The sequence below is a fragment of the Rhodopseudomonas sp. B29 genome (genome assembly GCF_000333455.1).
Taxonomy (GTDB): domain Bacteria; phylum Pseudomonadota; class Alphaproteobacteria; order Rhizobiales; family Xanthobacteraceae; genus Rhodopseudomonas.
Genome location: NZ_BADD01000384.1, coordinates 1 through 1,719, shown reverse-complemented (window position 1 = coordinate 1,719; position 1,719 = coordinate 1). Strand labels below are relative to the sequence as shown.

Sequence of the window (1,719 nt, the reverse complement as noted above, 5' to 3'; positions counted from 1 at the left end):
GATCACCACCCGGTGGCGGTGCTCGCCGCGATGAAACACCAGGCCCGCGGCCTGACCGACCTTCATGGCCAGCTCCGGCGTGATCAGGCCGTTGGCGCGGCCACGAATCCCGTCGGTCCCGAAATATCTGCGGCTCATCAGCTTCCCCCGCCCGAGCCACGTCGAGGCGCGGAAACACCGGTTGATCGGTCCCGCGCCGCCGTGGCGAACTGGCCTTATAGGGCCAATTCGGTTGCCACGACTTCAAAAAATATAATGAACAATTACGCAAAACGGGCCGGACGCATGTCCAGCCCGTTGAATTCGCTTGTTTTTCTGGAACATCGATGGTGTCCGCGCGGGCTATTTGCCGTCGTGCCCCGGCTTCTTCTCGGGCTTGGACGGCGCCGGCTGGGTGATGCTGACCGGATCCGAACCCGGAAACGATTCTTCCAAAGCCTCGTTCAGCTCCTGGTCCTTCTGGTCCTTGGTCGGCTTCTCGGCCATGGCTCGCTCCTCGGTTTGCGTGGGTGTCGGGGCAGCAACGCTGCAGCGGATGGGCTGTTCCCAGCCCCTGCCGGACCGAACGTCGCGGCGGCAACCGCGGGCCTCCATCACCTCCCATGTTGCGCGGCGCGGGCGCGTGCTACAGACCCGTCATCACAACCAAGAACGGCCAGCTAACGGCTCAGACGCGGACCCCACCCATGAAAGAGATCACCTGCATCGAGGACCTGCGCCAGGTTCACAAGCGGCGCGTGCCGAAGATGTTCTTCGATTATGTCGACCACGGCTCCTACGCGGAGGAGACGCTGCGGGCCAATGTCGACGACCTGAAGAAGCTGAAATTCCGCCAGCGCATCCTGGTCGACATCTCGAAGCGCGACCTCGGCACCACGGTGATCGGCGAGAAGATCGCCATGCCGTTGATCCTGGCGCCGGTCGGCTCGACCGGCATGCAGCACGCCGACGGCGAGATTCTCGCCTGCCGCGCCGCGCAGGCCGCCGGCATTCCCTACACGCTGTCGACGATGTCGATCTGCTCGATCGAGGACGTCGCCGCCAATGTCGACAAGCCGTTCTGGTTTCAGCTCTACGTCATGAAGGACCGCGGCTTCGTCAAGTCGCTGATCGAGCGCGCCATCGCGGCCAAGTGCAGCGCGCTGGTGCTCACCGTCGATCTGCAGGTGATCGGCCAGCGCCACCAGGACATCAAGAACGGCATGACGGTGCCGCCGCAGCTGTTCAAGCTGAAGAACGTTCTCGACATCGCCACCAAGCCGGGCTGGGTCAAAGGCATCCTCGGCACGCAGCGCCGCAACTTCGGCAACATCGCCGGTCACCTCGCCGGCTCCAAGGATCTGCATTCGGTGTCGGCCTGGACGGCGTCGCAGTTCGACGCCTCGCTGAACTGGAAGGACATCGACTGGATCCGCTCGATCTGGCCGGGCAAGCTGATCATCAAGGGCATCCTCGACGTCGAGGACGCGCGCGAGGCCGTGAAGGTCGGCGCCGAGGCGCTGGTGGTGTCGAACCACGGCGGCCGCCAGCTCGACGGCGCACCGTCGTCGATCGAGGTCCTACCCGATATCGTCCACACCGTCGGCTCACACATCGAGGTGCTGTTCGACGGCGGCGTCCGTTCGGGCCAGGACGTGATGCGCGCCCTGGCGCTCGGCGCCAAGGCCTGCATGATCGGCCGCGCCTACATCTACGGTCTCGGCGCCTATGGCGGCCCCG

Annotated in this window: 2 protein-coding genes and 1 pseudogene; 1 reads left to right on the top strand and 2 read right to left on the bottom strand. The window is 64.9% G+C overall.

The genetic code is table 11. The annotated features are described in order from the left end of the window. Positions 1–138: pseudogene (gene glmM / locus I5M_RS31405) on the bottom strand (phosphoglucosamine mutase); the annotation flags it as partial. Between the two features lie 204 nt (positions 139–342). After that, positions 343–486 carry a hypothetical protein gene (locus I5M_RS33130; RefSeq protein ID WP_199900035.1) on the bottom strand — a complete coding sequence of 48 codons (144 nt, stop codon included), beginning with the start codon at positions 484–486 and terminating at the stop codon, positions 343–345. 200 nt (positions 487–686) lie between these two features. Here I5M_RS33130 and I5M_RS13790 point away from each other — a divergent pair. Further along, positions 687–1,719, top strand: a 1,033-nt coding sequence (locus tag I5M_RS13790) for an alpha-hydroxy acid oxidase (RefSeq protein WP_022721929.1), incomplete at its 3' end; no start/stop codon positions are given.

Excerpts from the sequence above, each read along its gene's own strand:
- I5M_RS33130 (WP_199900035.1), bottom strand. The coding sequence starts at position 486 with ATGGCCGAGAAGCCGACCAAGGACCAGAAGGACCAGGAGCTGAACGAG.